The organism is Streptomyces sp. NPDC093591, from assembly GCF_044764885.1.
Classification (GTDB): Bacteria; Actinomycetota; Actinomycetes; order Streptomycetales; family Streptomycetaceae; genus Streptomyces.
Map to the genome: position 1 here is coordinate 341,348 of NZ_JBIWIY010000002.1, position 24,150 is coordinate 365,497.

Genomic DNA, 24,150 nt, shown 5'->3' on the forward strand with positions numbered 1-24,150 from the left:
GTCGGCCGTCGGGCCCGGTCGACCCACACCATTCGGCCATCGCAAACTTCACATCGGAAGCGAGATTTCACCACCGTGACTGCTCTCACTCTCAGCACCGCCGCGGCGCCCGGCCTGCGGGCCGACGCGATCGTGATCGGTGTCGCCAAGGGCGCCGCGTCCACGTCCGGGGCACTGGTTGTCGCACCGGGCGCGGAGGCGGTGGACAAGGCGTACGACGGCAAGCTCGCCGGCGTCCTGGAGACCCTCGGCGCCTCGGGCGCCGAGGGCGAGGTGACGAAGCTCCCCGCGCCCGCCGGCTTCAAGGCCCCGCTCATCGTGGCGGTGGGCCTGGGCGCCGAGCCCGAGGACGCCAAGGACGGGGCCTACGACGGCGAGGCGCTGCGCAAGGCCGCCGGTGTCGCCGCCCGCACCCTCGCCGGCTCCAAGAAGGCCGCCTTCGCGCTGCCGCTGGGCGACGCCGGTGACGTCGGCGCCGTCGCCGAGGGCGTGCTGCTCGGGGCGTACGCCTTCGACGCCTACAAGGGCAACGGCAAGAACGCCCAGGACAAGAAGAACGGCAAGGCGCCGCTCGCCGAGGCCGCGCTGCTCGGCGCCAAGCCCCGCGACAAGGCGCACAAGGCGGCGATCGAGCGCGCCATCGCCGTCTCCGAGGAGCTCAACCGCGCCCGCGACCTGATCAACACCCCGCCGAACGACCTCACCCCCGAGTCCTTCGCCGCGATCGCCACGGCGGCGGCCAAGGAGCACGGCATCAAGGTGCAGGTGCTCGACGAGAAGGCGCTGACCAAGGGCGGCTACGGCGGCATCCTGGGCGTCGGCTCCGGGTCGGCGGCCGGTCCGCGGCTGGTGAAGCTGACGTACACGAGCTCCAAGGCGGCCAAGCACCTCGCCCTCGTCGGCAAGGGCATCACCTACGACTCGGGCGGCATCTCGCTGAAGCCGGCCGGGCACAACGAGACGATGAAGTGCGACATGAGCGGCGCGGCCGCCGTGTTCGCCGCCGTCGTCGCCGCCGCGCGCCTCGGTCTGGAGGTGAATGTCACCGGCTGGCTGGCGCTCGCCGAGAACATGCCGTCGGGGTCCGCCGTGCGTCCGGGTGACGTACTGCGCATGTACAGCGGCAAGACCGTGGAGGTGCTCAACACGGACGCCGAGGGCCGGCTGGTGCTCGCGGACGCGCTGTGGGCGGCGTCGCAGGAGAAGCCGGACGCGATCGTCGACGTGGCGACGCTGACCGGGGCGATGGTGCTGGCGCTGGGCAACCGGACGTTCGGTGTCATGGCCAACGACGACGCCTTCCGCTCCGCGATCGTGGAGGCGGCCGAGGAGGTCGGCGAGCCGTCCTGGCCGATGCCGCTGCCGGAGCACCTGCGCAAGGGGATGGACTCGCCGACCGCCGACATCGCCAACATGGGTGAGCGGATGGGCGGTGGGCTCGTCGCCGGTCTGTTCCTGCGCGAGTTCGTGGGTGAGGGCGTCACCTGGGCGCACCTCGACATCGCCGGTCCCGCGTTCAACGAGGGTGGTCCCTTCGGGTACACGCCGAAGGGTGGTACGGGGTCCGCGGTGCGGACGCTGGTTCGGCTGGCCGAACTGACGGCTGCCGGCGACCTGGGCTGACGTCGTTCCGCATGAGGGGGCTCCGCGCGCGGGTAGGGCGGAGCCCCCTCTGCCGTGCCCGCTCAACTGAACGTGGGGCGTCTCACACACCGGCCCGGCGTCTCGTTCGGTGTGGACAAGTGCGAAGATGGGGCTCGGCAGGACAGGGCCCCACCCCAGGGCCGAAGAAAGAGCGGCCGGACACCAGCCGCCTGCCGGTCATCGAAGACCGGCGTACGGCGCACATGCATGGAGGACGTGACGTGGCGAACGACGCCAGCACCGTTTTCGACCTAGTGATCCTCGGCGGTGGTAGTGGCGGTTACGCCGCGGCCCTGCGCGGGGCGCAGCTGGGCCTGGACGTCGCCCTGATCGAGAAGGACAAGGTCGGCGGCACCTGCCTGCACCGGGGTTGCATCCCCACCAAGGCCCTGCTGCACGCGGGCGAGATCGCCGACCAGGCCCGCGAGAGCGAGCAGTTCGGTGTGAAGGCCACCTTCGAGGGCATCGACATCGCGGGGGTCCACAAGTACAAGGACGGCGTGATCGCCGGCCTGTACAAGGGCCTGCAGGGTCTCGTCGCCTCCCGCAAGGTGACGTACATCGAGGGTGAGGGCCGCCTGTCCTCCCCGACCTCCGTCGACGTGAACGGCCAGCGCGTCCAGGGCCGCCACGTCCTGCTGGCGACCGGCTCCGTGCCGAAGTCGCTGCCGGGCCTGGAGATCGACGGCAACCGCATCATCTCCTCGGACCACGCCCTCGTCCTGGACCGCGTGCCGAAGTCCGCGATCATCCTGGGCGGCGGCGTCATCGGCGTCGAGTTCGCCTCCGCCTGGAAGTCCTTCGGTGCGGACGTCACCGTGATCGAGGGCCTGAAGCACCTCGTCCCGGTCGAGGACGAGAACTCCTCGAAGCTTCTTGAGCGCGCGTTCCGCAAGCGCGGCATCAAGTTCAACCTGGGCACCTTCTTCTCGAAGGCCGAGTACACCGCCGACGGTGTCAAGGTCACCCTCGCCGACGGCAAGGAGTTCGAGGCCGAGGTCCTCCTCGTCGCCGTCGGCCGCGGCCCCGTCTCCGCCGGTCTCGGCTACGAGGAGCAGGGCGTCGCCATGGACCGCGGCTACGTCCTCGTCGACGAGTACATGCGCACCAACGTGCCGACCATCTCCGCCGTCGGTGACCTCGTCCCGACCCTCCAGCTCGCGCACGTCGGCTTCGCCGAGGGCATCCTGGTGGCGGAGCGTCTGGCCGGTCTGAAGACCGTTCCGATCGACTACGACGGTGTCCCGCGGGTGACGTACTGCCACCCCGAGGTCGCCTCCGTCGGTATCACCGAGGCCAAGGCCAAGGAGATCTACGGCGCGGACAAGGTCGTCGCTCTGAAGTACAACCTGGCGGGCAACGGCAAGAGCAAGATCCTGAACACCGCGGGCGAGATCAAGCTCGTCCAGGTCAAGGACGGTGCCGTCGTCGGCGTCCACATGGTCGGCGACCGCATGGGCGAGCAGGTCGGCGAGGCCCAGCTGATCTACAACTGGGAGGCGCTGCCGGCCGAGGTCGCCCAGCTCATCCACGCCCACCCGACGCAGAACGAGGCGCTCGGCGAGGCCCACCTGGCCCTGGCCGGCAAGCCGCTGCACGCGCACGACTGATCCCTCGGTCGACGAAGCGACGACTCAGACTTCCGCAATTCGTAAGGAGCAACCGAAACCATGGCGGTTTCCGTAACCCTTCCGGCGCTCGGCGAGAGCGTCACCGAGGGCACTGTCACCCGCTGGCTGAAGGCCGAGGGTGAGCGCGTAGAGGCCGACGAGCCTCTGCTGGAGGTGTCGACGGACAAGGTCGACACCGAGATCCCCTCCCCCGCCGCCGGCGTCCTGGCCTCCATCAAGGTGGCCGAGGACGAGACGGTCGAGGTCGGCGCCGAGCTGGCCGTGATCGACGACGGCACCGGCGCCCCCGCGGCCGCCCCGGCCCCCGCCGCCGAGCAGGTCGCCCCGCCGGCTCCCGAGCCGGCCCCGGCCGCCCAGCCGTCCACCGAGCAGGCCGCCCCCGCTGCGGCCCCGACCGCCGAGGCCGCTGCCGGCGCCGGTACGGCCGAGGGCACGGACGTGGTCCTGCCCGCGCTCGGCGAGTCCGTCACCGAGGGCACCGTCACCCGATGGCTGAAGTCGGTCGGTGACAGCGTCGAGGCCGACGAGCCGCTGCTCGAGGTCTCCACCGACAAGGTCGACACCGAGATCCCGGCGCCCGCCTCGGGCACGCTGCTGGAGATCGTGGTCGGCGAGGACGAGACGGCCGAGGTCGGCGCCAAGCTGGCCGTCATCGGCGTCGCGGGTGCCGCTCCGGCGGCCGCCCCGGCCCCGGCGGCTCCCGCCCCCGCTGCTCCGGCTCCCGCCCCGGCTGCCCCTGCGGCTCCGGCCGCCCCGGCGCCCGCCCCTGCCGCTCCGGCCGCGCCCGCCGCTGCCGCCCCGGCTCCGGCCCAGCCCGCGGCTCCGGCGCCCGCGCCGGCCGCTCCGGCCCCGGTCACCCCGGCTCCGGCCGCGCCGGCCGCCGCCCAGGCGACCGACGAGGGTGCCTACGTCACCCCGCTGGTGCGCAAGCTCGCCGCCGAGAACGGCGTCGACCTGGCCACCGTCAAGGGCACCGGCGTCGGCGGCCGTATCCGCAAGCAGGACGTCGTCGCCGCCGCCGAGGCCGCGAAGGCCGCCGCCGCTGCTCCGGCGCCCGCCGCCGCTGCCGCTCCGGCCGCCGCTGCCAAGAAGGCGCCGACTCTGGAGGCCTCCCCCCTCCGCGGCCAGACCGTCAAGATGCCCCGCATCCGCAAGGTCATCGGCGACAACATGGTCAAGGCGCTGCACGAGCAGGCCCAGCTGTCGTCGGTCGTCGAGGTCGACGTCACGCGCCTGATGAAGCTGCGCGCCCGCGCCAAGGACGCGTTCGCGGCTCGTGAGGGCGTCAAGCTCTCCCCGATGCCGTTCTTCGTCAAGGCCGCGGCCCAGGCGCTGAAGGCGCACGCGCCCATCAACGCCAAGATCAACGAGTCCGAGGGCACGATCACCTACTTCGACACCGAGAACATCGGTATCGCGGTGGACTCCGAGAAGGGCCTGATGACCCCGGTCATCAAGGGCGCCGGCAACCTCAACCTCGCCGGTATCGCCAAGGCCACGGCCGACCTGGCCGGCAAGGTCCGCGCCAACAAGATCACCCCGGACGAGCTGTCCGGCGCGACCTTCACCATCTCCAACACCGGTTCGCGCGGTGCGCTCTTCGACACGATCATCGTGCCGCCGGGCCAGGTCGCGATCCTCGGCATCGGCGCCACGGTCAAGCGCCCGGCCGTCATCGAGACGGAGGAGGGCACGGTCATCGGCGTCCGCGACATGACGTACCTGACCCTGTCCTACGACCACCGCCTGGTGGACGGTGCCGACGCGGCCCGTTACCTGACGGCGGTCAAGGCGATCCTGGAGGCGGGCGAGTTCGAGGTCGAGCTCGGCCTGTAAGCCAAGTTGGGTCTTCTGCCCGTTCGGCGCCCCGCCCGGAGCTTCTCCGGGCGGGGCGTCGGCTTTTCAGCGCCGGTCGACTGCAACCCCCCAGGGGCGCGGGGCCGTGTCGATATGCGGCTCCGCCGCGTGGGCGCGACCAGCCCCACACGACCCGCACACGCCCGACGGCAGTCCGGACCGAGCTCCCAGGCACCCACAACCCCAAACCCCGTGTAAGTCTCGTCTCACCTGCATCAAAGCCCCCCTGTCGGCCCTCCCAGCGGAGCGCTACGGCCGTATTGTCTAAACGTCAACGCGCCCTAAGGAGCCCTCATGACCGCCCCCGTCATCCACTCGCTGCGCGAACAGATCCGCGAGCACATCCTGGAGGGGATCATCAGCGGTCGCTGGCAGCCGGGCGAGCGAATCGTGGAGCGGCGCATCGCCACCGAGCTGGAGGTCAGCCAGACACCCGTACGCGAGGCCCTGCGCGAACTGGAGTCACTGCGGCTGATCGAGTCCGCGCCCAACAAGGGCGTACGCGTACGGAGTCTGACCGCGGCCGATCTGGAGGAGAGCTACCCGGTCCGGGCCGGCCTGGAGGCCATCGCCGCGGAACTGGCCGCCGACCGCCTCGCGGAGGACTGCTCCGCTCTGGAGCCGCACGTCAGCGCCCTGTACGAGGCCGACCGCAAGGCCGACGGCACCGCCCAGGTGCGGCACACGGTCGCCTTCCACCGCGAGATGGTCCGCGCGGCGGGCAACTCCGTGCTGCTGCACACCTGGGAGGGCCTCGGCATCGAGGTGTTCACGGCCCTGTCGATCCGGTGGCTGGGGACCGTGCAGCAGTCGTACGCGGAGGAGCACGAGGAGCTGGTGGCCGCGTTCCAGCGCCGGGATCCCCGGATCGCCGAGCTCGTCAAGGCCCATGTGCTGGGGTGCGCGCCCCGGCATGAGGGCGAGTAGCGCGCCGGGTCCCGCGCTGACGGACACGGCCGTGGGGGCGCTGCGTCCCATGCACGCCTGACCGGCGACCGGACCAGCCTGGACGAATTGCCCGTTAAATCCATTGAGGCCAGGTTTAGGTTTAGCCGCGCGCATCAATGGAAGGCGGCTGGAAGGACCCAACCACCCATGCCTTCCAGCAGGGGAGGACGGCTATGACTTCCCCAGAGCCGCAGACCCGGCAAGCACCACAAGCACAACAGCCGGCTCCGCCCGAGACCGGCACCCAGGCCGAGCCGGAGCACCACGAGCAGAGGCACACCGGCGGCAAGGTGGTGCACCTGCACACCGCTCACCCCCGGGTTCCCATCCCCTACGTGACACCGGGCGACATGTTCTCGGACGCCCGCACGGCCACGTCCACGGTCACCTCCACCGCCATGTCGCTGCTTCCCACGCCCCGCAGGCTGGCCCTGTACGGGCTCCTCGGCGGGATGACCGTCGCCGGAGCCATGGCATGGCCGGTCGCGGTCGCCGTCGGCGCCGCCACCGAGGTGATCTCCCGCGAGCAGTCCGCACGCCACCGCCAGGAGCACGAACGCATGGAGCGGGAGCGCACCGAGGGCGAGCAGGGCCGGCAGAACGCCGCCGCCCGGACCGAGACCGGGACGCCCCAGCAGGCAGCGACGGGTTGACCACGCCCAGGCCCCGGGCGGCGGGAGCCGCCCAAAGCAGCTGCCCGGAACTCAAGTGAGCAGGGGAAACGCGGCACCGGGTGCCTGTTTCCCCGGCACCGGATGCCAATTTCTCGATGTCGAGACTTTTTAGGCTTCTCCCCTTTGATCGATCATCGATCAGGGGGTTACAGTCGCCGACGGGCCGCGCGGCGGAGCCGCAGGGTGCCACCGCACCCGAGGCCCTCCGCCCTGTCCTGCCAAAGACCAAGGGCACCCCCGAACCCTTACCGATTGAGGGAACCCCTTCGACTGAGGAAGGCGGCGACATGACCGACCCCAACGCCATCCAGCCGAGCGCGCTCGACCAGCTCCCGGACCGGGACCCGGAGGAGACCGCCGAATGGCAGGCCTCGCTGGACGCGGTCGCCAAGGCGGCCGGGCCGCACCGTGCGGCGTACCTGATGCGCCGGACGCTGGAGCGAGCCGAGGGCACCGGCATCGCGCTGCCCAAGCTTCTCGAGACCGACTACGTCAACACCATCCCGACCGCCGCCGAGCCGTCCGTGCCCGGTGACGAGGCGATGGAGTCCCGTATCACCGCGTGGAACCGCTGGAACGCGGCCGCGATGGTGACCCGAGGCAGCAAACACGGCGTCGGCGGCCACATCGCCACCTTCGCCTCCGCGGCCTGGCTGTACGAGACCGGCTTCAACCACTTCTTCAAGGGCAAGGAGCAGGACGGCTCCGGCGACCAGCTGTACATCCAGGGCCACGCCTCCCCCGGTATCTACGCCCGCGCCTTCCTCGACGGCCGCCTGAACGAGCAGCACCTGGACAACTTCCGCCAGGAGTCCGGCGGCAACGGCCTCCCGTCGTACCCGCACCCCCGCCGCCTGCCCTGGCTGTGGGAGTTCCCGACGGTGTCGATGGGCCTCGGCCCGCTGTCGGCCATCTACCAGGCCCGTTTCAACCGCTACCTCACCAACCGCGGCATCAAGGACGTCTCCGCCTCCCACGTGTGGGCGTTCCTCGGCGACGGCGAGATGGACGAGCCGGAGTCCACGGCGGCACTCGCCCTGGCCTCCCGTGAGGGCCTGGACAACCTGACCTTCGTCATCAACTGCAACCTGCAGCGCCTCGACGGCCCGGTCCGCGCCAACTTCAAGATCGTGCAGGAGCTGGAGGCCCAGTTCCGCGGCGCCGGCTGGAACGTCGTCAAGACCCTGTGGGGCACGGCCTGGGACGAGCTGTTCCAGCTCGACACCACGGGCGCGCTGGTACGCCGTCTGCGCGAGGTACCGGACGCCCAGGTCCAGACGTACCAGACCCGCGACGCCGCCTACATCCGCCAGGACTTCTTCGGCAAGGACCCGGCGCTCGTCGAGATGGCGAAGCTGCTGAGCGACGACAAGATCCTGGAGTGCTTCCACCTCTCCCGCGGTGGCCACGAGGCCCGCAAGGTCTACGCCGCCTACAAGGCCGCCGTCGAGTTCAAGGGCGCGCCGACCGTGATCCTGGCCCAGACGGTCAAGGGCTTCACGCTGGGCGAGGGCTTCGCGTCGAAGAACGCCAACCACCAGATGAAGAAGCTGACGGTGGACGAGTTCAAGGCGATGCGCGACCTGCTCGACCTGCCGATCAAGGACAGCGACTTCGTCGACGGGGTCGTCCCCTACGGCCACCCCGGCGCCGACTCCCCCGAGGTCCGCTACCTCCAGGAGCGCCGCGCGGCCCTCGGCGGCCCGGCCCCGGCCCGCCGCGTGCACCCGGTTGCGCCGCTGCCCGCCCCGGCGGAGAAGGCGTTCGCCTCCTTCGACAAGGGCTCCGGCTCGCAGAACGTGGCCACCACCATGGCCTTCGTCCGCCTGATCAAGGACCTGGTCCGCGACAAGGAGACGGGTAAGCGCTGGGTGCCGATCGTCCCCGACGAGGCGCGCACCTTCGGCATGGAGAGCCTGTTCCCCTCGCTCGGGATCTACTCGCCCAAGGGCCAGACGTACGAGCCGGTCGACCGCGACCAGCTGATGTACTACAAGGAGGCCAAGAACGGCCAGATCCTCAACGAGGGGATCACCGAGGCCGGTTCGATGGCCGACTTCATCGCCGCGTCCACCGCGTACTCCACGCACGGTGAGGCGATGATCCCGTTCTACATCTTCTACTCGATGTTCGGCTGGCAGCGCACGGCCGACCAGATGTGGCAGCTCGGCGACCAGCTCGGCCGCGGCTTCCTCGTCGGCGCCACGGCGGGCCGTACGACACTGACGGGCGAGGGCCTGCAGCACGCGGACGGTCACTCGCCGGTGATCGCGGCGACGAACCCCGCGGCGCTGACGTACGACCCGGCGTTCGCGTACGAGGTCGCGGCGATCGTCAAGGACGGTCTGCGCCGGATGTACGGCGAGGCGGCGCCGGGTGAGGACCCGAACGTCTTCTACTACCTGACCGTCTACAACGAGCCGCTGCCGCAGCCCGCCAAGCCGGCCGGCCTCGGCATCGACGAGGGCATCGTCAAGGGCCTGTACCGCTTCAACACGGCGGAGTCGGCCGAGCTGTCGCCGGTGGCCAACGCCCCGCGGATCCAGCTGCTCGGCTCCGGCACGGCGATCCACTGGGTCCTTCAGGCGCAGAAGCTGCTCGCCGAGGAGTGGGGCGTGGCGGCGGACGTCTGGTCGGCCACCTCGTGGACCGAGCTCCGGCGTGACGCGCTGGAGGCCGACGCGGCGCTGCTGCGCGGCGAGGAGCGGACGCCGTACGTCCGTCAGGCGCTCCAGGGTGCCGAGGGCCCGGTGCTGGCGGTCTCCGACTACATGCGCCAGGTCCCCGACCAGATCGCGCAGTGGGTCGAGCAGGACTACTCCTCGCTGGGCGCGGACGGCTTCGGCCTCTCCGACACCCGCGAGGCCGCCCGCCGCCACTTCGGCGTCGACGCCCAGTCGATCGTCGTCGCGGCCCTGGCCCAGCTCGCGAAGCGGGGCGAGGTCAAGGCGACGGCGGTGAAGGAGGCGCGGGAGCGCTACGGCCTGTAGGCCAGGGGTTTCTTCGCCCCCGCCGCCCCTACCCGTCCCATCCTCCAGGGGCTCCGCCCCTTCGACCCCGCTTCCAGGGGGCTCCGCCCCCTGGACCCCCGCTCCTCAAACGCCGGAGGGGCTGACTTACCCAGCCCGTCCGGGGGCGGCAGCCCCCGGGGACGGGAATGGGTAGGGGCGGCGGGGGCGGAAAACTGCCGTGGCCGGCCCCGGCATCATGAACGCATGCGTGCTGCCCGGCTCATCAAGATGGTGCTGCTCCTCCAGGCACGGTCCTCCATGACCGCCGCCGAACTCGCCCGCGAGCTGGAGGTGTCCGAGCGCACGGTCACCCGGGACGCGCAGGCCCTGTCGGAGGCAGGAGTTCCGGTGTACGCCGATCGAGGGCGGGCCGGTGGATACCGGCTGATCGGCGGCTATCGGACGCGCCTGACGGGGCTCGCGCGGAGCGAGGCCGAGGCGCTGTTCCTGTCCGGGGTGCCGGGAGCACTGCGCGAGATGGGGTTGGAGGACGCCGCCTCCGCCGCCCGGCTGAAGGTGTCGGCGGCCCTCATGCCCTCCCTGCGCGACGCCTCCCGGACCGCCGCCCAGCGGTTCCATCTCGACGCCCCGAACTGGTTCAGGGAGCCGAAGGCACCCGAGCTGCTGCCGGCCGTCGCGGACGCGGTGTGGGACGACCGGCGGATCGTCGCCCGTTACCGGCGCGGGGAGACCGAGGTCGAGCGGGAGTTGGAGCCGTACGGCCTCGTGCTGAAGGCGGGGGTCTGGTACCTGTGCGCCCGCGTGGCGGCGGGTCACGGGCCGTACCGGGTGTACCGCATCGACCGGTTCACCGCCGTGGACGCCGGTGACGAGCGCTCCGAGCGGTTCGAGCGGGACGAGGAGTTCGACCTGCCGGGGTTCTGGGAGGAGCGGGCGGAGCAGTTCGCACGGTCCATTCTGCGGGCCGAGGTCGTGGTGCGGGTGTCCCCGACCGGGGTGCGCGGACTGCCGTACGCCGTCGATCCGCAGTCCGCGCGGGAGGCGCTGGAGGCGGCGGGCGCCCCGGACGGGGACGGGTGGGTGACGCTGACCCTCCCGGTGGAATCCGAGGAGGTCGCCCACACCCAGCTCGCGTCGCTCGGCCCGGAGGTCGAGGTGCTCGCGCCGGAGGCACTGCGGGAGCGGTTCGCGAGCGACGCGATACGGCTGGCCGCGCTCTACCGTTCATGACCGCTCAGGAGAGGTACGTCCGCGGGACGATAACAATCCGTCGCACTCCACGTGCGCCCCACCCGCACAGGACCGATGCTTGACCCGTGATGGACGAGACGGAGTTCTGGGAGCTGATCGACGGAACGCGCGAGGCCGCCGAGGGCGACCCCGAGGAGCAGGCCGACCTGCTCGTGGACAAACTGCTCCAGTTGGACCCCGACATGGTCCTGGACTTCGCCCGTCACTTCGAGGCCCGCTACAACCGCGCGTACACCTGGGGCCTGTGGGGCGCCGCCTGGGTCCTGCTGGACGGGGCGAGCGACGACGCGTTCGACTTCTTCCGGTGCTGGCTGATCGGCCAGGGCCGCGAGGTGTACGAGGGCGGTGTGCACGAGCCCGACTCTCTCGCCGACCTGCTGGGCGACTTCGACGAGGAGTTCGACGGCGACGGCGAGGAACTCGGCTACGCCGCGGACGAGGCCTACGAACAGCTCACCGGCACCGTCGCCCCCGACCTCGGCATCGCCCCCGCGCCCTCGGAACCGGAGGGCGCTCCGGTCGACTTCGAGAACGAACGGGCGCTGGCGGAGCGGTATCCCAGGCTGTGGGAGCGGTTCAAGGACTGAGCGGGAGCGGCGTCAGGGAGCGTATTCACCGCCGTCGCTGCTGCCGTCGCTGCGGTCGCCTCAGGTGGCGACCCGCCTGCGGCTCAGGTCCGACGGGATGTAGGCCTGCGTCTGCTCGGCCTTGACCGCGTGGTGCATCGGGGCCTTGTTGGCCTGGTCCAGCGCGGACGCAGTGACGGCGGCCGGTCCCAGGACGACGGTCGCGACGGCGCAGACCACCGTCCAGACCCGCGCGCGGCTGTTGTTGCGGTTGCTGTCGCTGCTGTTGTTGCTGCTCATGATCCCCACCTCCGGTCAGTGCGTGTGCATGACGATAGGGAGGCAGTCTCGGGGTGATCCGTGAGTCGGCTACGAGAAACCTGTGAGGCGTTCCGGCCTGGTGACCGACGTCACCGGGCGGGTCGGGAAGGTTCACGCCACGTCTCTTGACCGGTTCCGTGATCTCCGGCTTAGGGTGGCCGCCCCGACCTGGAGCACCCAGCCCATGACCAGCCTGTTCGTGCGGGAGATACCGCGCGCGGAGCATCTCGCCCATCTGCGGCGATATCCCGACGCGAGCCACCTGCAGATCCCCGAGTGGGGTGATGTGAAGCCCGACTGGCTGCCGGAGAGCGTCGGCTGGTTCGAGGACGGGGAGATGGTCGCGGCGGCGCTGGTCCTGTACCGGCCAATGCCCGGGACCCGGCGCTACCTCGCGTACCTTCCCGACGGTCCCGCGATCGACTGGCGCACTCCGCGCCTGGAGCGGTGGCTGGACCCGCTCGTCGCCCATGTGAAGCGGATCGGGGCGTTCTCGGTCCGGATCGGCCCGCCCCTCGTCGTACGCCACTGGGACGCCGCCACCGTGGCGGCCGGCATCGCCGACCCCGACGTACGCCATCTGCACGATCTGCCGACGGCCGGCATCGACGGATACGCGCTCGACGCCGCGGAGCGGCTGCGCCGGCTCGGGTGGCGACGGTGCGAGGAGGACGACGGGAGCGGTTTCGGCCTCGGCCAGCCGCGCTACGGCTGTGAGATCCCGTTGGCGGGGCGTTCGGTGGCCGACCTGCGCGGCGCCCTCGCACCGCACTGGGAACAGTCCCTGAGTACGGCCGAGGCGGCCGGCGTCCGGGTCTCCTGGGGCTCGGCGGCCGATCTGCCCGAGTTCCACCGCCTGTACACCGCGACCGCCGCCCACGACGGCTTCAAGGCCCGCCCGTTGGACTACTTCCGGCGCATGTGGAAGGCCCTGAACGCCGAGGACGACGACCGGCTGCGCCTCTATCTCGCCGAGTACGACGACGAGGTGCTCTCCGCGGCCCTGATGATCAACGTCGGCTCCCGGGCCTGGCACTCGTACGCCGCGTCCGGCCGCCGCGGACGCCAACTGCGGCCCAGCAGCGCGTTGTTGTGGCGCATGCTGGGTGACGCGCGGGCGGCGGGCACGGAGACGTACGACCTGCGCTCCATCACCCCCGCCCTCACGGAGGACCGCCTTCTGGGCCGCCTCCACTTCAAGACGGGCACGGGCGCCCGGGCCGTGGAGTACCTCGGGGAGTGGGAGCTGCCGGTGGGGAGCCAGGGGAAGGTGCTGCAGCGGGCGTTGGGGGTTTATCTCGGGCGGCGGTGAAGGTGAGGGGGAGCAGGCTGTATGTCGATGGGCTGGGGGGCGGTATGTCGATGGGCTGGGGGGGCGGCCTGTCGGTGGGCTGATGTGCGGCTGGTGGGCGGTGAGGAGTTCGCGCGCGGCTCAGCATCCGATCCGCCCTTGCGAGGCCCCGACTACCTGATCTCCCTGGGGAGGGCGTGGGCGCCGCGCCCGGGCAGCTCGCCATGTGACCCTCCTGCCGGGCGGCGAGGGAGCGGGGAGCACGGCAGCAGGACCGGTGAAAAGGCGGTCGGCGGGTCCATGAACCGGAGCACACGGATCAGCGTCTGCCCTGCATACGGGCCGCCCTCTCCCTGATCTCCGGGAGGAGGGCGCTGAGTGCCGCGCCCGGGCAGCTGGTCATGTAACCGTCCCTGTGGCCGGCCAGGGCGGGGAGCGTGGTGCTGGTGCCGGCGGCGTAGCGGCTGTGGCTGTTGCTGGAGGTCAGGCGGACCCTCGCGCGCGGGTCGGTGTCGGAAAGCCCCAGTTTCCAGGCCGCCAGCGCGGCGATCGCGTCGGTCATCTTCTTCGGCACGGGGACACCCGCCGTGAAGGTGCCGAGAGCGGCGATGCCGGCGGTGCGGTGGTTGAAGCCCTGGGTGTGGGCGCCGGTGACAGGGCGGTCGACGCCGCCCGCGCGGCCCTCGTAGATGGTCCCGCAGCGGTCGACGAGGAAGTTGTAGCCGATGTCGTCCCAGGCTCGGGGGCCGGTCTGGCCCGCGTAGAGGTAGCGGATGATGCGGGGGGTGTCGGCGCAGTCGTAGCGGTTGGGCGAGTCGGTGTGGTGGACGAACACGGCGACGACCCTGTCGTCGTAGCGCGGGGGCGGCTGGGCGTGCCGGGTGTCGTCGTCCAGCCAGACCGACCTCGGCACGATGTGCGGCCGGGCCGCCTTGTGCGGGGCGGCGTGACGCGCCACGCCCTGCCGCCCGGACGCCGCGGCACTCCGTTCGACCCCGCTCGCGCACAGCGCCAGCGCGAGGACGGCGGCGAGCCCGGGAAGACAACCGAGGAGCACGAGCACGACGGGCGGTATACGCCGCCCGGCAGGCCCCTGCGGCGCGCCACGGGACGGCCACCCGGCAGACGTCCACAGCCTGCGTCGGCACCCCTGCGCGACCGAGAGCCACGACCGGGTTCGGGGGTTCCGGCGGGCGGAGGGCCACGGCCGGGTTCGGGATTGCTGACCGGTAGAAGGCCACAACCGGATCCGGGGTTGCTGACCAGCAGACGGCCACAACCGGGTTCGAGGTTGTTGACCAGCAGACGGCCACAACCGGATCCGGGATCGCTGACCAGCAGACGGCCACAACCGGATCCGGGGTTGCTGACCAGCAGGAGCCCGCAGCCGGTCTCGGGACCGCAGCCTGTCCCCCGCCTGCCGCCCTGCTCGGAGCTGCCGCCAGCCTCGAGGGTGACGCCTGGCTCGGGAGTGCTGCCCGGTTCCGGACCGCCGCCCGGTCCCGGCCTGCCGCGCGGCACCGGGCTCCGGCCCGTCCCGCCGCTCCGACCCGACCGGCTCTTCTCGTACGGCTGGCTGCTCCCGCCCCTCCGACCCGGCCCGCCCACCCAGTTGCTCCCCCTCGGCCAGCTGTTCGTGTCCGGCCGACACCTCTCGCCCGGCCTGCCCTGCCCGCACTCCCGGCTCCCCCCGCACCCCTGGCTCATCTCGTCCACCCCGCGACCTGTGCGAAGCACCGAGCGAAGCACCGAGCGAAGCTCCCGAATCCGGCATCGCCCCCCGGACATCCGCCGCTCCCCCACCCACCGACGCCCGCCCGGCATCCGTGCCCCGCCCGACATCCCCAGCTCGCCCCGCCTGCGCCCGGCCCCAGGGACCCTGCGCCCCCGTCCCCCTCCCCGCCCACACTCCTCCGGCCTTCCGCACCCCCGGCTCACACCCCGAACCGGACCTATCCGCGGCACCCCCACCCCGCCCCACGCCTGACCCGCCCGAAACCCCACCCCCCGCCCGCGCGACCCCCCGTATCCGCGCAGCCCAAGGTATTCGTACGGCACGAGGCCTTCGTCTCCCCCGCGTTCGTCGGAAGACCCGTCGGGTGACCCGTCGGAAGGCACGCATGGTCCTACTGTCCGACGGATCCGGTCCGCCCGCGATGTGTGGTGTGCCACCCGGTGGAACCATCGTCCAGGTCCGGGGCGTTTCTCCAGGTGCACGCAGGGTGGCCGGTTCCGATCAGTACGCGTACGTGTGCTGATCAACAGGCGCCTCGCGCGCGTACTAAGGGGTCCGAGAGAAAGGCGGCTCCGTGGACCTGCTCGACATCCTGCTGTTGCTGGTGATCCTGGCCTACGCGGCATCCGGCTACCGGCGTGGACTGGTGGCCGGCTGCGTGTCGCTGGCCGGTTTCATCGGCGGCGCGGTGATCGGCGTATGGATCCTGCCGTGGATGATGGACCTGGTCACACCGGGTACGACACAGGCGACCGTGACCGCGGTGCTCACGGTGCTGGTCCCGGCGGTGGTGGTGCACGAGCTGGCGGGGCGGCTGGCGCTGCGGCTGCGCCGGGAGCTGGACCGCGGGCCGCTGAGAGTGGCCGACGGAGTCGGCGGGGCCGTGGCCAACTCGCTGGCCGTGCTGATCGTGGCCTGGGTGGCGGCGAGCGTCCTCGCCGCGTCCTCCTCCCCGCTGCTCTCGTCCGCGATCCGGGACTCCCGGCTGCTCGGGACTGTGCAGGACGCGATGCCGGACACCACACCCGCCTGGTTCTCACGGGCCACCTCCGCGCTCACCCAGGCCGGCTTCCCGCAGGTCTTCAACCCGTTCGAGAACGAGTCGACCGCCGAGGTCGCCAAGCCCACCGGCGACAGCGTCACCGCCGCCGCCACGAACGCCGCCAAGCTCAGCACCGTCAAGATCGAGGGCGTCTCGGGCACCCAGGGCCGCGAGGGCAGCGGCTTCGTCTACGCCCCGCGGCACGTGATGACCAACGCCCATGTCGTGGCCGGCATCGACGAACCGAGCGTCCGGGTCGGCGGCGTCGGGCGGTCGTACGAGTCACGGGTGGTGCTCTTCGACCCGGAGCGGGACGTGGCCGTGCTGTACGTGCCCGATCTGCGCGCCCCGGTCCTGGGGTTCGACGACGACGCCACCCGCGGCGACTCGGCGGTCGTGGCGGGCTACCCGGAGGACGGCGACCTGAACCTCCAGGCGGCCACGGTCGCGAACCGGGTGCGCGCGACCGGCCAGAACATCTACAACGACGCGACCGTCACCCGCGAGATCTATTCCATCCGCTCCACCGTCCGTCCGGGCAACTCCGGCGGCCCGCTGCTGACCACGGACGGCAAGGTGTTCGGCGTCGTCTTCGCCCGCTCCACCTCCGACGACGAGACCGGCTACGTCCTGACGGCGGCCGAGGTCGCCTCCGACGCGAAGCGCGCCGCGAACGCGACGGCCCCGGTGGACACGGGGGACCTCATCACGTCGTGAGAGAAACGGCCTGGAGACCGGAGACCGGAGACCGGCAGACCGGGAGACCGGCAGACCGGGAGACCGGGAGACCGGGAGACAGACGGATACAGAGGCAGTGAACCAAGCCTCGTCAGGCGAGCGGCGCCCTCAGAGGCCCCGCCCCATCAGCACGTCGTCCACGTACTCCCCGCCCAGGAAGAACTCCCCCGGCAGCACCCCTTCCACCACGAACCCCTCGGCCTCGTACAGCTTGCGGGCGGGTGTGTTGTGGCCGAGGACGCGCAGCGTGATGCGGCGGGCTCCCCTACGGCGGGCCTCCTCCACGGCGCCGCGGACCAGCGCCCGGCCGACGCCCCGGCCACGGGCCTCGTCGGCGACGGCGAGGCCCTGGATCTGCCGTACGTGCGCGTTGGCGGCGAGCGGGGTCGGGAAGCCCAGGCGGATGTAGCCCACGATGCGGCGGCCGAGCTCGGCGACCAGGCAGTCGTCGGCGGCGTGGCGCTCGTCGAAGAACGGCCGGTACGGCGGCTGCTGCTTCGGCACGACCTCGTGCAGCGGTGACCACGTGGCACGGTCGAGGAGGGACAGCTCCTCCTCGTCGTCGGGCAGGGCGGCACGTATGAACGGCGACTGGTGAGGCTCGGGCATGAGGGCCACCCTATGACCGGAGCGCGGGAATCCGACCGGGGCTTTATGTGGTCAGAGGCAGGATGAAGTCATGCAACTTTCAAGAATTGCGGTGGCCGGCTCCTCCGGTCTCATCGGCGGCGCCCTGGTGCGGTCCCTGGTCGCGGACGGGCACGAGGTGGTGCGGCTGGTGCGCCGCGCACCCAGGTCCGAGGACGAGGTGCGCTGGGATCCGGAGGCGAAGTACGTGGATGCGGCCGGCCTCGCCAAGTGCCGCGCGGTGGTCAACCTGGCCGGGGCGAACGTGGGTTCGCGCCGCTGGACGGAGGCGTACAAGGAGAAACTCCGCAGCGGCCGGGTCCTGGGTACGGCCACGCTGGCCGAGGCGATGGCATCGCTGGACGAGCCGCCGCGGGTCTTTGTGAACGGCAGCGCGATCGGCTACTACGGCGAGACCGGCGAGCGGGAGGTCGACGAGAGCGCTCCGCCCGGTGACGGCTTCCTGCCTTCGCTGGTCGTGGAGTGGGAGGGCGCCGCGGCGCCCGCGCGGGAGGCCGGCGTGCGGACGGTGTTCCCGCGCACGGGGCTGGTGGTGGCCCGCGAGGGCGGGGCCTGGGGGCGGCTGTTCCCGCTGTTCAAGGCCGGGCTCGGCGGGCGCATGGGGGACGGTGGGCAGTACTGGTCGTTCGTCTCGCTGCACGACGAGGTCGCCGCGATCCGGCATCTGATCGACCGGGAGGACCTGTCCGGGCCGTTCAATGTGACCGCGCCGCAGCCGCTGACGAACCGTGAGATCACCGAGGTCATGGGCCGGGTACTGCACCGGCCGACGCTCTTCGCGGTCCCGGCGCCCGTACTGCGGGCCGTGCTCGGTGAGATGGCCGGGGACGTGCTGGGCAGCCAGCGGGTGCTGCCGACGCGCTTGCTGGAGTCGGGCTTCACCTTCGCGTTTCCGGACATCGAGGGGGCGATCCGGGCTGCGGCCGGGTAAAGGGCGGGCGTCCGTATGCGACCACCGTGCGACCGTGCTCTGCCCATGCGCGACTGTTTCTGACCGATCAGCCCCCTAACCTCGTCCCGAACTCGGGTATTCCCGGAGCCGGTTGGGGGCATGACGTCTCCACCGGCCGCGCAACCTCGAGGAGGGGCACGTGCTTGAGCCCGCGTACCAGGCGGACGTCGTCATCGTGGGAGCCGGGGTCGCCGGCCTCTCCGCGGCGCATCGACTGACCAGCGCAGGAGTAACGACCGCGGTCCTGGAGGCCGCCCCCTACCCGGGCGGCCGCATGTCGACCGAGAAGATCGACGGGTTCCGGCTCGACCGGATCGGCCAGCTCCTGTCGACGTCGTATCCCGAACTACGTCTGACCCCGTCGCTCGACACGCTCGCGCTGCGCCCCTTCGCGCCAGGCGTATTGCTGCACAGTGACGGCCGCCGACACCGTGCGGGCGCGTGGGCGAGGCCGATGAGCGCCCGGCGCGCGAGGGGCGCACTGCATGCGGTGCGCGCTCTGGCGAGCGCCCCTCGGGCGACGTCCGTGCGGGGTGTCGCGAGCCAGACGTCCCCGCCCAGGGTGCGCGCGGGCGCTCCGCTGGGGACCGCCGTCGACCAGGCCCGACTGGGCGCCGCGCTGGCCCGCCTCGCCGCCTCACCCGTCGAACGGCTGCTGGCCCGCCCCGAGTTGCCGGCCGCGCAGGCCCTCGTGGCACGGGGCGTCCCCGCGCGGACCATCGACGGCTTTCTGCGCCCCCTGCTCGCCGCGCTGCTGTGCGACCCGGAGCTGACGACGTCCAGCAGGTGTGCGGACCTGGCGCTGCGCGCCTTCGCGAGCGGACGACTGTGCGTGCCCGAGGGCGGCGCCGATGCATTGCCGGAGCTGCTCGCGCGGACGCTGCCGCCGGGCACCGTGCACACCGGCGTGCGGGTCACCTCGGTCGCCACGACATCGGTGACCACCGCGGAGCACGGCGAGATACGGTGCCGGGCCGTCCTGCTGGCGACGGACGCGCGGACCGCCGCCGAGCTGCTGCCGGGCCTGCGCGTACCGGACTTCCACCCCGTGACGGTCGTCCACCACACCACCGACGAACCGCCGACGACCGGCACCTCGCTCCTGCTCGACGCCGACCGCGGCGGCCCGGTCGCGCACACGGCGGTGACCAGCCAGGTCGACCCGAGCCGCGCGCCCGCGGGCCGGGCGCTCATCTCCTCGACGGTCCTGGGCACACCGCCGCCCGACATCGACACGGCCGTACGCATGCACCTGGCCCGCCTCTACGGCACCTCCACGGCACGCTGGGAGACCCTCGCCGTGCACCACACCCCCGAGGCCGTCCCGGCGATGCGCCCACCCCACGACCTGCGCCGCCCCGTACGCCTCCTGGCAGGCCTGTACGTCTGCGGCGACCACCGCGACACCAGCACGGTCCAGGGCGCCCTCCACTCGGCCCACCGCGCAGCAGCCGCGATCCTGACGGACCTGGGGGCGGCGGGCTCGCTGCACAGGGCGGAGCCGTTACGCGCGGCGGCGTAAAAGGCGCAGGGCACCCGCGCCCCGTGAGGGGCGCGGGGCGGTATCGATATGCGGCTCCGCCGCGTGGGCGCGAGCAACAGCAACAAGGCCGCACACGGCATACATCGGTCGGAGTTACGGCGAGCCCCCTACAACAAAGCCGCCACCTTGTCCCGATACCCCCGCACCGGCGCCGCATCCCGATACGGCTCCAACCTCCGCTCGAAGTCCTTGACGTACTCGATCGCCCGCACGGACCGCATCTCCGCGGCAGCGCCCGCAGCCTCCGCCCCCAGGGCGCAGGCCTGGTCGAGCTCGCCGAGCCCCAGCCTCGCGGAGGCGAGGACGACCCGACAGAACAACCGACTACGGGCGTACGCGGGCGCCCGCAGCTGCAGAGACCGCTCGGCGTGCTGCGCCGCCGCACGGAACTGCTGCAGATCCCGGTGGCAGTGCCCGAACTCGTCCGCGAGCTGCGCCTCGTCGAAGAACCGCGCCCAGTGCGGGACGTCATCGCCGGGCCGAGCCGCTTCGAGGGCGCGCTCGGCCCGCACCAGGGAGGCCGTACAGGCGCGCACCTCACCCAGTACGCCGTGCCCGCGCGCCTCGCACGCGTGCAGCAGGGCTTGGACGACCGGCGGTGCGCTGGTCCCCACGCCCTGCTGGGCGACGCGCGCGAGCTGGACGGCCTCGCGACCGTGCCCGAGGTAGACGGCCTGACGGCTCATGGTGACCAGGACGTAGGAGCCGTACGCCCGGTCCCCGGCCGCCTGCGCGAGGCGCAGCGACTGCACGAAGTAGCGCTGCGCGAGCCCGTGCGCCGCGATGTCGTACGACGTCCAGCCCGCGAGCCTGGTGAGGTCCGCGGCGGCGGCGAACAGCTTGCGGCCGGTCTGCTCGCCGTAGGTGCCGCGGAGCATCGGCTCGCACTCGTGCTCCAGGTAGCGCACGAGGGCCTGCCGGGCGTGGCCGCCGCCGTACATGTCGTCGAGCGAGCGGAACAGCTCGCCCACCGACCGCAGGGCGGCGATGTCGCCCCCGGTGACCTTCTGGCCGGGGCCGCGCTCCGCCTGGCCGCGCTGGCGGGGTACGGCGCCTGGCCGGCCCTGGGCCGGGATGCGGGCGATCGGCTCGCCGCGGGCCACCTTCTCGTCGGCGCGGCCGATCAGCCAGTCCCGACTCGGCACGACGAGGCCGGCCGGGGTGAAGGCGATCTTGCGGAGCTCGGCATGGCTGCCGGAGTCCTTGCGCCACAGGCCGCTGACGATGTCGACGGCCTCCTCGGGGGTCGCGGCGAACTCCAGCCCCGCGTACACGGGCGCGCAGGCGTCGAGGCCGAGGTCCTGGGCGGAGAGCCGGCGGCCGAGGCGGCGGGTGAAGACCTCGGCGATGAGGGCGGGGGTCGTGCCGCGCGGCTGCTGTCCGCGCAGCCAGCGGGTGACCGATGTCTTGTCGTATCTGAGATCAAGCCCGTGTTCGAGGCCGAGCTGGTCCACCCGGCGGGCGAGACCCGCGTTGGAGAATCCCGCTTCTGCGATGAGCGCGGCGAGCTGGCGGTTGGGAGTGCGCTGCGCGGGTCGTTCCGTCATCTGCGGTGCGGTCTCCTGCCTTTCGGGCCTCGCGGACGAGTTCGGCCGCCGAGTGCCCGGATTGCCGGTGAGCTGCCCTTTTGGCCTCTCGAACGGCGCGAATGTAGCGGAGAGTAAGCAGCCGATCGCACATTTCCTCACCCATTCATCCGATCGTGTGAGGATTGCCGTACCGGGCTGACGCGGGGCCGGGAGGCATCACCCGAACGGGCCGGTCGTACAGTGGCGTGGGCACGCTTTGTGCCTTACGACCTTCGAGGGCTTCCAAGGAGGCTGGCCGTGAGTGAATTGCGGTTCGTCCGCATGGGATTCGGCGCGGACGCCGTCGAGTACCAGGAGGCGTGGGACGAACAGCGCCGGGTGCACGCGGCGCGGTTCGAGGACGAGATCCCCGACACGGTCCTGCTGCTCGAACACCCTCCGGTGTACACGGCGGGCCGGCGCACGGCGGACAACGAGCGGCCTCTGGACGGCACGCCGGTCATCGACGTGGACCGCGGCGGCAAGATCACCTGGCACGGCCCGGGCCAGCTGGTGGGGTACCCCATCCAGAAGCTGCCGCGTCCGGTGGACGTCGTGGCGCACGTACGGCGCCTGGAGGAGGCCCTGATCCGCACGTGCGCGGAGTTCGGCCTGGAGACCACCCGGGTCGAGGGGCGCAGCGGCGTATGGGTCCTCGGCGACCCGGTGGAGCGGCGTCCGGCGCTCGGCGGACTGTCGCTGGACTTCGACCCCCGTCTCACCGACGAGGAGTTCGACCCGCGTCTGAACGGCCCCGAGTACGCCCCGTCCAACGCCGGGCAGCGGCGTGAGGACCGCAAGATCGCGGCGATCGGGATCCGGGTCGCCAAGGGCGTGACCATGCACGGCTTCGCGCTGAACGTGAACCCGGACAACAAGTGGTTCGACAGGATCATCCCGTGCGGGATCCGGGACGCGGGGGTCGCCTCCCTGGCGAACGAGCTCGGCCGGGACGTGACGATCGACGAGGTGCTGCCGGTGGTCGAGCGGCACCTGAAGGACGTACTGGAGAACGCGGACCTCAAGCCGCGGGAGATCGAGAAGATCCCGGCTGCCTGACTCGGGCCGTGGGCGTCGGAGGGGTTTCGCCCCCGCCGGACGGGCTGAAATCCAGCCCCTCCGGCGTTTGAGGAGCGGGGGTCCAGGGGGCAGAGCCCCCTGACGGGGGCGAAAGGGGCAGCGCCCCTTGAGGATGGGACAGGTAGGGGCGGCGGGGGCGAAACCCCCCGAGGCCCGCGCAGGAATGCACCGGCGTTCCGCAAGGTTGGCCAGCCCGGAGACTCAAAACGCACGGGCGTACCCTGGTGTACGCCGAAGAATCGAAGCACAGGGAGCCGACGTGTCCGCAGTCTCACCCGACGGACGCAAGATGCTGCGCCTGGAGGTCAGGAACGCCCAGACCCCCATCGAGCGCAAGCCCGAGTGGATCAAGACGCGGGCGAAAATGGGTCCCGAGTACACGAAGATGCAGAACCTCGTGAAGAGCGAGGGCCTGCACACCGTCTGCCAGGAAGCCGGTTGCCCCAACATCTACGAGTGCTGGGAGGACCGCGAGGCGACCTTCCTCATCGGCGGCGACCAGTGCACCCGGCGCTGCGACTTCTGCCAGATCGACACCGGCAAGCCCGAGGCCCTCGACCGCGACGAGCCGCGCCGCGTCGGCGAGTCCGTGGTCACCATGGACCTGAACTACGCCACCATCACCGGCGTCGCCCGCGACGACCTCCCGGACGGTGGCGCCTGGCTGTACGCCGAGACGGTCCGCCAGATCCACCAGCAGACGGCTCAGCGCGAGGCCGGCCGCACCAAGGTCGAGCTGCTCGCCCCGGACTTCAACGCCGTACCGGAGCTGCTCCAGGAGGTCTTCGCCTCCCGCCCCGAGGTCTTCGCGCACAACGTCGAGACGGTGCCCCGGATCTTCAAGCGCATCCGCCCAGGCTTCCGCTACGAGCGCTCGCTCAAGGTCATCACCGAGGCCCGCGACTACGGCCTGGTCACCAAGTCCAACCTCATCCTCGGCATGGGCGAGACCCGCGAGGAGATCAGCGAGGCGCTCCAGCAGCTGCACGAGGCGGGCTGCGAGCTGGTGACCATCACGCAGTACCTGCGCCCGAGCGTCCGCCACCACCCCGTGGAGCGCTGGGTCAAGCCGCAGGAGTTCGTGGAGCTGAAGGAGGAGGCCGAGCAGATCGGCTTCTCCGGGGTCATGTCCGGCCCCCTCGTCCGGTCCTCCTACCGGGCCGGGCGGCTCTACCAGATGGCCATCGAAAAGCGTGGCGCGTACGTCGCCTCGCAGGCCGTCTGATGGCACGGAGTGCCACTCGACTCGTGTGAATCTGGGCACAAGCAACTACCCCTCGGTAGCCGCCGAATTGACGCGGTCCTGGACGTCCCCGCAGATAGGGGGCCCATCAGGGCCGCGTCAAGTGTTTCGGCCCGCGTATTAAGGCTTCATTGGTGTTTGACCGGTCGGTCACGCCCTGGTAACACCAATCAGTGACGCTGGTTGCACACCCCGTACACCGCTCACCAAAGCCGCCATTCCCGAGGGGGGACCTCCACCATGCAGGCCGCGCCCGTTCGCGCCACCGCCATCCCGTCGTTCACCACTGCACTGCGTGCCGTCGAGTCGCTGCTCATGAGCAGCGGCCAGCGCACCGCCCGCCGCAACGCCTGGACGTCCGTACTGGAGGACCGCCGTCGCGCCAAGGACCGGGTCGAGGCGCAGCGCGTCCTGGACCAGGTCACCATCGTCCGGCCCTGATCCCT

At 71.7% G+C, this 24,150-nt stretch carries 19 protein-coding genes; 15 read left to right on the plus strand and 4 right to left on the minus strand.

The window, feature by feature from the left end; genetic code table 11:
* The first annotated feature begins 75 nt into the window (after positions 1-75).
* The 8 genes from ACIREI_RS04950 (at position 76) to ACIREI_RS04985 (ending at position 11,564) form a co-directional block, all read left to right on the plus strand.
* Positions 76-1,623, plus strand: a complete 1,548-nt coding sequence (locus ACIREI_RS04950; protein WP_403327425.1) for a leucyl aminopeptidase — start codon at positions 76-78, stop codon at positions 1,621-1,623.
* A 242-nt stretch (positions 1,624-1,865) separates the two neighbouring features.
* Positions 1,866-3,254 (plus strand): dihydrolipoyl dehydrogenase, encoded by a 1,389-nt coding sequence (gene lpdA, locus ACIREI_RS04955; RefSeq protein WP_062718874.1) that lies wholly within the window; start codon positions 1,866-1,868, stop codon positions 3,252-3,254.
* A 60-nt stretch (positions 3,255-3,314) separates the two neighbouring features.
* Positions 3,315-5,111: a 2-oxoglutarate dehydrogenase, E2 component, dihydrolipoamide succinyltransferase gene (sucB, locus tag ACIREI_RS04960; RefSeq protein ID WP_403327427.1), complete on the plus strand. Its 1,797-nt coding sequence runs from the start codon at positions 3,315-3,317 to the stop codon at positions 5,109-5,111.
* Positions 5,112-5,426: 315 nt separating this feature from the next.
* Complete coding sequence (locus ACIREI_RS04965; RefSeq protein ID WP_062702734.1) at positions 5,427-6,059, plus strand: GntR family transcriptional regulator; 633 nt, start codon at positions 5,427-5,429, stop codon at positions 6,057-6,059.
* A gap of 194 nt (positions 6,060-6,253) precedes the next feature.
* Positions 6,254-6,733 (plus strand): hypothetical protein, encoded by a 480-nt coding sequence (locus ACIREI_RS04970; RefSeq protein ID WP_403327429.1) that lies wholly within the window; start codon positions 6,254-6,256, stop codon positions 6,731-6,733.
* 308 nt (positions 6,734-7,041) lie between these two features.
* Positions 7,042-9,744 (plus strand): pyruvate dehydrogenase (acetyl-transferring), homodimeric type, encoded by a 2,703-nt coding sequence (gene aceE, locus ACIREI_RS04975; RefSeq protein WP_403327431.1) that lies wholly within the window; start codon positions 7,042-7,044, stop codon positions 9,742-9,744.
* 225 nt (positions 9,745-9,969) lie between these two features.
* Complete coding sequence (locus ACIREI_RS04980; protein ID WP_403327433.1) at positions 9,970-10,956, plus strand: helix-turn-helix transcriptional regulator; 987 nt, start codon at positions 9,970-9,972, stop codon at positions 10,954-10,956.
* Positions 10,957-11,045: 89 nt separating this feature from the next.
* A complete protein-coding gene (locus ACIREI_RS04985; RefSeq protein ID WP_403328045.1) occupies positions 11,046-11,564 on the plus strand; it encodes a DUF4240 domain-containing protein in 519 nt (172 codons plus the stop codon).
* Between the two features lie 60 nt (positions 11,565-11,624).
* Here the strand turns inward: ACIREI_RS04985 and ACIREI_RS04990 are convergent, their stop codons facing one another.
* Complete coding sequence (locus ACIREI_RS04990; protein WP_403327435.1) at positions 11,625-11,843, minus strand: hypothetical protein; 219 nt, start codon at positions 11,841-11,843, stop codon at positions 11,625-11,627.
* 205 nt (positions 11,844-12,048) lie between these two features.
* On the opposite strand from ACIREI_RS04990, the gene ACIREI_RS04995 reads away from it, so the two are divergent.
* On the plus strand, positions 12,049-13,176 hold the full coding sequence (locus ACIREI_RS04995) for a lipid II:glycine glycyltransferase FemX (RefSeq protein WP_403327437.1): 1,128 nt from the start codon (positions 12,049-12,051) through the stop codon (positions 13,174-13,176).
* A gap of 298 nt (positions 13,177-13,474) precedes the next feature.
* Here the strand turns inward: ACIREI_RS04995 and ACIREI_RS05000 are convergent, their stop codons facing one another.
* Positions 13,475-14,212 (minus strand): peptidoglycan recognition protein, encoded by a 738-nt coding sequence (locus tag ACIREI_RS05000; protein WP_403328047.1) that lies wholly within the window; start codon positions 14,210-14,212, stop codon positions 13,475-13,477.
* A 1,252-nt stretch (positions 14,213-15,464) separates the two neighbouring features.
* Here ACIREI_RS05000 and ACIREI_RS05005 point away from each other — a divergent pair.
* A complete protein-coding gene (locus ACIREI_RS05005) occupies positions 15,465-16,649 on the plus strand; it encodes a MarP family serine protease (protein ID WP_403327439.1) in 1,185 nt (394 codons plus the stop codon).
* A gap of 129 nt (positions 16,650-16,778) precedes the next feature.
* On the opposite strand, the gene ACIREI_RS05010 is transcribed toward ACIREI_RS05005, so the two are convergent.
* On the minus strand, positions 16,779-17,279 hold the full coding sequence (locus tag ACIREI_RS05010) for a GNAT family N-acetyltransferase (RefSeq protein WP_403327440.1): 501 nt from the start codon (positions 17,277-17,279) through the stop codon (positions 16,779-16,781).
* 70 nt (positions 17,280-17,349) lie between these two features.
* On the opposite strand from ACIREI_RS05010, the gene ACIREI_RS05015 reads away from it, so the two are divergent.
* Together ACIREI_RS05015 and ACIREI_RS05020 are read left to right on the plus strand one after the other, a co-directional pair.
* The gene (locus ACIREI_RS05015) at positions 17,350-18,249 is read left to right on the plus strand and encodes a TIGR01777 family oxidoreductase (RefSeq protein ID WP_403327442.1); all 900 of its coding nucleotides are present in this window, start codon (positions 17,350-17,352) and stop codon (positions 18,247-18,249) included.
* A gap of 160 nt (positions 18,250-18,409) precedes the next feature.
* Positions 18,410-19,792 carry an NAD(P)/FAD-dependent oxidoreductase gene (locus ACIREI_RS05020; protein WP_403327443.1) on the plus strand — a complete coding sequence of 461 codons (1,383 nt, stop codon included), beginning with the start codon at positions 18,410-18,412 and terminating at the stop codon, positions 19,790-19,792.
* Positions 19,793-19,920: 128 nt separating this feature from the next.
* On the opposite strand, the gene ACIREI_RS05025 is transcribed toward ACIREI_RS05020, so the two are convergent.
* Complete coding sequence (locus ACIREI_RS05025) at positions 19,921-21,360, minus strand: regulator (protein WP_403327445.1); 1,440 nt, start codon at positions 21,358-21,360, stop codon at positions 19,921-19,923.
* A 279-nt stretch (positions 21,361-21,639) separates the two neighbouring features.
* Between ACIREI_RS05025 and lipB the strand changes: the two genes are divergently transcribed.
* The 3 genes from lipB to ACIREI_RS05040 all read left to right on the plus strand — a co-directional run bounded on the left by lipB (position 21,640) and on the right by ACIREI_RS05040 (position 24,145).
* Positions 21,640-22,440, plus strand: coding sequence for a lipoyl(octanoyl) transferase LipB (gene lipB / locus ACIREI_RS05030; RefSeq protein ID WP_403327447.1), 801 nt, complete (start codon positions 21,640-21,642; stop codon positions 22,438-22,440).
* 280 nt (positions 22,441-22,720) lie between these two features.
* The gene (gene lipA / locus ACIREI_RS05035) at positions 22,721-23,686 is read left to right on the plus strand and encodes a lipoyl synthase (RefSeq protein ID WP_403327449.1); all 966 of its coding nucleotides are present in this window, start codon (positions 22,721-22,723) and stop codon (positions 23,684-23,686) included.
* 258 nt (positions 23,687-23,944) lie between these two features.
* On the plus strand, positions 23,945-24,145 hold the full coding sequence (locus ACIREI_RS05040; protein ID WP_302001266.1) for a hypothetical protein: 201 nt from the start codon (positions 23,945-23,947) through the stop codon (positions 24,143-24,145).
* The last annotated feature ends 5 nt before the right edge of the window (positions 24,146-24,150 follow it).